Below are 6,155 nucleotides of genomic sequence, written 5' to 3'. Positions count from 1 at the left end.
GCATAAATGTCCGCAATAAATTGAGCTTCCATTTAGATTACTCCTTAAAGTTTTAAAAGTTAAAGTTAAAAAAGCTTTTTACCGGCGTCACGCTGAATCAATGAAACCAGGCAGGTGCGCTTAAACCCTCAGAGAGATAAACCCTCTTTCATTCCTATCAGAGTCTACCTCAGTGCTCCTCGTGAGCCATGCCAAGGTAAACAATGGTTAGCACCATAAAGATGAAGGCCTGAAGTGTGATGACCAACAAGTGGAAGATCAGCCAACCCAGATCCAGCAGAGCTTGTAACGGTGCCCAGAATAAAGCAGCGGCACCCACTGCCAAAGTTCCACCGATCAAAGCGATCAGAAGGAATACCAATTCACCCGCAAACATGTTACCGAACAAACGCAGCGCCAGAGACAAAGGCTTTGAAACCTCTTCAATGAACGTCATAACGATGTTAACGGGGATGAAAAACTTGCCGAAAGGATGGAACAGGAACATCTTAATGAACCCAACCACGCCTTTCACTTTAATGTTGTAATACAGAATCAATGCAAAGACGGTAAAGGCCATACCCAGAGTGGTATTCAGATCCGTGGTCGGCACGACTTTCAGATAAGCATGCGGGTCACCGGTGATTAACTGGAACAGATAAGGCAACAGATCAACCGGCACCAAGTCCATAAAGTTCATCAACCAAACCCAAAGGAAGATGGTTAAAGCTAATGGGGCGATCAACGGATTGTGACCGGGGAAGGCGTCTCTGACGTTGGTTGAAACGAAATCAAGGATGCTTTCAACGAAATTCTGGAAACCGCCAGGCGTGCCGCTTTCCAGTTTTCGACGCAGGCGCATGGCCGTGTAAACAATCAGCGCGCCCAGCAGCACACTGAAAAAGATGGTATCCACATTCAACACCCAAAAGCCTTCACACTTTCCGGTGGCCGCGTTGATACTATCGGCACTACAAACCGCATTATTGGTCAAGTGGTGTTGAATATACTCGACCGTACCCATTTTTTCAGCACTCAAGGGTCTTCTCCTTAATCAGTCAAACGCCGCTTTCCTTTCAAATTGAACACCTGACCAATCTGCATGACCACAAAGGTCAACACCACCGGCAAGGGTGCTAATTCAAAAAGTTGCAGCCCCAAAACAAATAACACAGCCAGCAAGATAAATCTCACCACTGCACTCATATATAAAATCTGTATTCCCGCTTTAGGGTTGGTCTTGGCGCTATTGTCCGCCCACTTAAAACTCAAACCCAATAGCGCGACGTTTCCCAAGCCGATGGCCAACCCATACAAGGCGGCCAAGGCTTCATTCTGCCAAGTAAACACGGCCACCAACAAGAGTCCCAATAAACCCTGAACCTGAATTGAGCGACCTAATCCATTCGCCTGCATTTACTCTTTATCCATTGCTTTAGGGTCGTCTTTGCGACTGGCGGAAGGCGTGTCTAAAAGCGACATTTTACCCAAGAGCGCGTGCACCTTCATCATGCCGCCAATAAACCCCAGCACACCGCAACTCAAGAGAAACAGCGGCATGGTACCAAACAACTGATCCAATACATAACCGACAATAAAACCAGCAATAATCATGCTCGTAAACATGGAACCGGCACTCAGCAACAAAAAATTCAACGCCGGTTTCGGCTTGCGGTTTGACTGTTTGTCCGTGTCTTCGTTGCGTTTCGATTCCATTTCAGACACAGGGTTTTAAAACTCCAGTTAACAGTCGCTGCAAATTGACTCTCTTCTGAGCCAAACGGTCAAGAATAATAGCGAACAATACCAATAAAATCCAGTGATAATCCAATTAAATTTCAACAGCCACTCCGTACCTACAACATATAGTTTTATTTGAAATTTCAGCCACTAGTGTAGCGCCCTAAACGCAACCGCGCCATTAACCCGAATCGAAATCGATTCGATTCAAAGCTACGGATTTAAGGTCTCAAGCAAACGCGCCAGCTCCTCTTCGGAACGGTAATGGATTTCAATCTTGCCGCGCCCCTTTTGACCGTGCGCAATTTTAACCGGTGCCGCCATCTTATCCGTTAAACGCTGCTGATGGCTTTTGGCAAACTCCGGCACATCCGGCTTTGGCGTTTTTTTCAAACGATTCGGCACCAGCACACTCTGCACCGCCTGTTCGATTTCCCGCACCGTCCAATCCTTTGAGATTGCCTTTTCCGCCAACTCCAGCTGAATGGGTTCCGGCAGCGTAATAATGGCACGCGCATGCCCCATTGTCAGCCGCCCTTCATGCAACCAGTTCTGTACCGCCTCGGGCAATTTCAACAACCGTAACAGATTGGTCACAGAGGCTCGGGAACGGCCTACGGCATCCGCCACCGCCTGCTGCGTCAAATCAAACTCCTGCATCAGTCGCTTCAGCCCCAAAGCGGTCTCAATCGGGTTCAGGTCTTCGCGCTGCATGTTCTCGATCAGCGCCATGGCCAAGGTGGCTTGATTATCCGCTTTGCGAATCACCACCGGCACCGACTCCAACCCGGCCAGCTTAGCCGCACGCCAACGCCGCTCACCGGCAATGATTTCATAGCCATCATCCCCGGAGGCTTTGACGACAATCGGCTGCACAATCCCTTGAATGCGAATGGAATCGGACAATTCCTGAAGGGCTTCGGCGCCAAACTGTTGTCTGGGCTGATATTCCCCCGGGCGCAACTGATCAATGGCAATCTTATCGACACGTAGATCGGACAGATTATTTTCCACTTTCTGTTTACCGCCAATCAGAGCGCTCACGCCTCTCATCCCCATGCCTGAACGTTTTTTTGCCATGCGTCTTTACCCAGTTTAGTCCCGTTAAATTTTTGTTTTTCGAATCAACTCGTTCGCCAATGCCAGATAGGCGACGGCGCCGTTCGAGGCCAAATCATAATCCAGAATCGACTCACCGTGACTCGGTGCCTCCGCCAGCCGAACATTACGCGGCACAATCGTTTGCAACACCTTCATCCCAAAGTGCGCCACCAACTCATTGGACACATCATTGGCAAGGTTATTACGGCGGTCGTACATGGTGCGCAACAAGCCATCAATATGCAAATCGGGGTTCAAGTCGTTTTGAACCGCCTCAATGGTATCCATCAGCGCCGACAGCCCTTCGAGCGCAAAATACTCGCACTGCACCGGCACTAAAATGCCATCCGCTGCGGTCAGTGCATTTAAGGTCAACATATTCAAAGTCGGCGGGCAATCAATCACGATGGCATCATACTGATCGCGCAGTTTTTTCAGCCCTTTTCGTAACCGTTTTGGCCCTTTCGATTCCTCAATCAAATCCACTTCTGCGGCAGTTAAATCACCATTGGCCCCGATTAAATCAAGATGCTCCACCGGCGATGCCATCACCGCATCACGTGCCTTGGTTTCGCCGACCAACACATCATAAGCGGACACCGTCAGCTCATCCTTTTCCACGCCGATGGCCACGGTGGCATTGCCCTGTGGATCCAAATCAATCAACAGGACATTTTTCTGCAACCGCGCCAGCGCCGCAGAGAGATTCACCGCCGTTGTGGTTTTTCCAACGCCGCCTTTTTGATTGGCCACCGCAATGATTCTACCCATTCTCTTTTCCGACATTTTCAATTTTTATCAAGGTTCTGTGCGCGTCCAAATCCGGTACTGCCAAGTCAAAAACTCGCAACATTTTAGCAAACTCTGGCAAGGCTGCGACCTCATCTTGTGTTTTTTGCGACTTCATCGCCCACCAGATGCCACCCGTTTTCAGCAAATGATGCGTTAATCGCAGCATATCATCCAACGAAGCAAACGCTCGCGACACCACCCCGTCATACAGCGTTTCCGGCCGATAAGCCTCCACCCGTTGGTGCAACACTGTGACGTTTTCCAACCCCAATTCCGCCTTGGCCTGAATCAAAAAACGGGTTTTTTTGCTGTTGCTGTCCAGCAAATCGACTTGACGCTCCGGGAACAAAATCGCTAATGGAATGCCGGGTAAACCACCGCCAGTCCCCACATCAATCAAACGATCACTGTCCAAATGCGCGGCTACGCTCAAACTGTCGAGCAAATGCTTAACAAACATTTCATCCAAATCGCGAATCGCGGTCAGGTTGAAGGTTTTATTCCACTTTTCCAGCAGAAAAAGATAGTCCAGCAACTTTGACCAGGCCTGGGCGTTTTCGGGTAAGCCGAACTGCTCAAACGCCGCGGCCAGTCGATCAAAATATGGGTTATGACGAGTGCTATCCACGAACCAACACCTCCTCAACCAGCCGTTTTGCGCTGTTTTTTAATTGAAATCAGCAGCAGCGACACCGCGGCCGGCGTCACCCCGGAAATGCGCGACGCCATGCCCAAGGTGGCGGGCTTGTGATCACGCAGTTTCTGCTTCACTTCATTCGACAAACCGGAAATGGCGTCCAAATCCAGATGATCGGGAATTTCGACACTTTCGGCACGGCGCAACTTATCAATATCTTCCTGCTGACGGGCAATGTAACCGGAATACTTGGCTTCAATCTCAATCTGATCCACCACCGTCTCATCCTGCAAACCTTCACCGAACATGTCCAGCGACGCCAGAGCGTCATAAGTCACTTTCGGGCGCTTGAGCAGGTCGTAAAGCGTTTGCTCTTTACTCAACGGCAAATCCATCAAGGCCTCGGCTTTTTTCGCCTCGGCATGCTGCGGATAAATCCAGGTTTCCTTCAAACGCGCCAGCTCGGTTTCCATCTGTTCCATTTTGGTCTCAAATGCCATCCAACGTGCGTCGTCAATCAAACCAAATTCACGGGCAATCGGCGTCAAACGCTGATCGGCATTGTCTTCCCGCAGCATCAGACGATACTCGGCGCGCGAGGTAAACATTCGATAAGGTTCGGACGTCCCCAGCGTAATCAAATCATCCACCAATACGCCAATATAGGCTTCGTCGCGTCGCGGATACCATTGGGTCTTCTCCTGCGCACGCCGTGCGGCGTTCAAACCGGCCAACAAACCTTGTGCCGCCGCTTCCTCATAACCGGTGGTGCCGTTGATTTGCCCGGCGAAGAACAAGCCGTGAACCGCTTGGGTTTCCAGAGTCGGCTTCAAACCGCGCGGGTCGAAATAATCGTATTCGATGGCGTAACCGGGACGCATGATGCGCGCATTCTCCATCCCCTTCATGGACTGGACAATCTGCACCTGGGTTTCAAACGGCAAACTGGTGGAAATGCCATTTGGGTACAATTCATTCGACGTCAACCCTTCCGGTTCAATAAACACCTGATGGCGGTCACGCTCGGCAAAGCGCATCACCTTGTCTTCAATGGACGGACAATAACGCGGCCCGACACTGTCGATTTCCCCGGCGTCGGAATACATCGGCGACTGATCCAAAGATTGGCGAATAAACTCATGAGTTTGTTCGTTGGTATAGGTAATGTAACAGGGCATTTGCTGCGGATGCATACCCGCTTTGCCCATAAAAGAAAACACCGGCAAAGGCGTGTCGCCCGGTTGAATCTGCATGGCTTCAAAATCGACGGTACGCGCGTCGATGCGCGGCGGCGTGCCGGTTTTCAGGCGGCCGACCGGCAAGTCCAATTCACGCATTTTTTCCGCCAGCCCGTTGGCCGGGGCGTCTCCGGCGCGACCGCCTTCATAATTCTTCAAACCGATGTGAATGCGCCCGGCCAAAAAAGTTCCGGCGGTCAGCACCACCTGACGCGCATAGAAACGCAACCCCATTTTGGTCACGGCACCGATGACTTCACCGCCTTCCAGAATCAAATCTTCCACCGATTGCTGGAAAATGGTCAGGTTCACCTGATTTTCCAAGCGCATACGAATCGCCTGACGGTACAAGACGCGATCCGCCTGCGCACGGGTGGCGCGCACCGCCGGGCCTTTCGAGGCATTCAGCGTGCGGAATTGAATCCCAGCCTCATCAATTGCCAAGGCCATGGCACCGCCCATCGCATCCACTTCCTTCACCAAATGACCTTTACCGATGCCGCCAATCGCCGGATTACAAGACATTTGCCCGAGTGTATCGATATTGTGCGTCAACAACAGGGTTTTCACCCCCATACGCGCGGACGCTAGCGCCGCCTCGGTGCCAGCGTGACCACCCCCCACCAACATTCCATCAAAATTGGTCACCGCACTCTCCATAAAAAACC

Annotated in this window: 7 protein-coding genes; all 7 read right to left on the bottom strand. The window is 51.0% G+C overall.

Annotated features, from left to right (window positions below; all coding sequences use genetic code 11):
• Nucleotides 1-169: 169 nt before the first annotated feature.
• Nucleotides 170-1,018 carry a F0F1 ATP synthase subunit A gene (gene atpB / locus ACP5D0_RS09715; RefSeq protein ID WP_472365569.1) on the bottom strand — a complete coding sequence of 283 codons (849 nt, stop codon included), beginning with the start codon at nucleotides 1,016-1,018 and terminating at the stop codon, nucleotides 170-172.
• Between the two features lie 11 nt (nucleotides 1,019-1,029).
• Nucleotides 1,030-1,395, bottom strand: a complete 366-nt coding sequence (locus ACP5D0_RS09710; protein ID WP_472365568.1) for an ATP synthase subunit I — start codon at nucleotides 1,393-1,395, stop codon at nucleotides 1,030-1,032.
• Entirely contained in the window at nucleotides 1,396-1,695 is a 300-nt protein-coding gene (locus ACP5D0_RS09705; protein ID WP_472365572.1) for an AtpZ/AtpI family protein, read from the bottom strand.
• Nucleotides 1,696-1,932: 237 nt separating this feature from the next.
• Nucleotides 1,933-2,799 carry a ParB/RepB/Spo0J family partition protein gene (locus ACP5D0_RS09700; RefSeq protein ID WP_472365567.1) on the bottom strand — a complete coding sequence of 289 codons (867 nt, stop codon included), beginning with the start codon at nucleotides 2,797-2,799 and terminating at the stop codon, nucleotides 1,933-1,935.
• A 24-nt stretch (nucleotides 2,800-2,823) separates the two neighbouring features.
• Complete coding sequence (locus tag ACP5D0_RS09695; protein WP_472365566.1) at nucleotides 2,824-3,591, bottom strand: ParA family protein; 768 nt, start codon at nucleotides 3,589-3,591, stop codon at nucleotides 2,824-2,826.
• Nucleotides 3,584-4,240 (bottom strand): 16S rRNA (guanine(527)-N(7))-methyltransferase RsmG, encoded by a 657-nt coding sequence (rsmG, locus tag ACP5D0_RS09690; protein ID WP_472365565.1) that lies wholly within the window; start codon nucleotides 4,238-4,240, stop codon nucleotides 3,584-3,586. The genes ACP5D0_RS09695 and rsmG overlap by 8 nt, the downstream gene beginning before the upstream one ends.
• Nucleotides 4,241-4,254: 14 nt before the next feature.
• Nucleotides 4,255-6,147 carry a tRNA uridine-5-carboxymethylaminomethyl(34) synthesis enzyme MnmG gene (gene mnmG / locus ACP5D0_RS09685; RefSeq protein ID WP_472365571.1) on the bottom strand — a complete coding sequence of 631 codons (1,893 nt, stop codon included), beginning with the start codon at nucleotides 6,145-6,147 and terminating at the stop codon, nucleotides 4,255-4,257.
• Between the last annotated feature and the right edge of the window lie 8 nt (nucleotides 6,148-6,155).

Source organism: Hydrogenovibrio sp. (assembly GCF_049975065.1).
In the GTDB taxonomy this organism is placed as follows: Bacteria; Pseudomonadota; Gammaproteobacteria; order Thiomicrospirales; family Thiomicrospiraceae; genus Hydrogenovibrio.
Note: the sequence above shows the minus strand (reverse complement) of the source record. Positions and strands in the feature narration are given on the sequence as shown.

Bases quoted from the DNA above. Each gene is read 5' to 3' on its own strand.
- ACP5D0_RS09710 (WP_472365568.1), bottom strand. From the start codon at position 1,395: ATGCAGGCGAATGGATTAGGTCGCTCAATTCAGGTTCAGGGTTTATTG.
- ACP5D0_RS09705 (WP_472365572.1), bottom strand. From the start codon at position 1,695: ATGGAATCGAAACGCAACGAAGACACGGACAAACAGTCAAACCGCAAG.
- ACP5D0_RS09700 (WP_472365567.1), bottom strand. From the start codon at position 2,799: ATGGCAAAAAAACGTTCAGGCATGGGGATGAGAGGCGTGAGCGCTCTG.
- ACP5D0_RS09695 (WP_472365566.1), bottom strand. From the start codon at position 3,591: ATGGGTAGAATCATTGCGGTGGCCAATCAAAAAGGCGGCGTTGGAAAA.
- mnmG (WP_472365571.1), bottom strand. From the start codon at position 6,147: ATGGAGAGTGCGGTGACCAATTTTGATGGAATGTTGGTGGGGGGTGGT.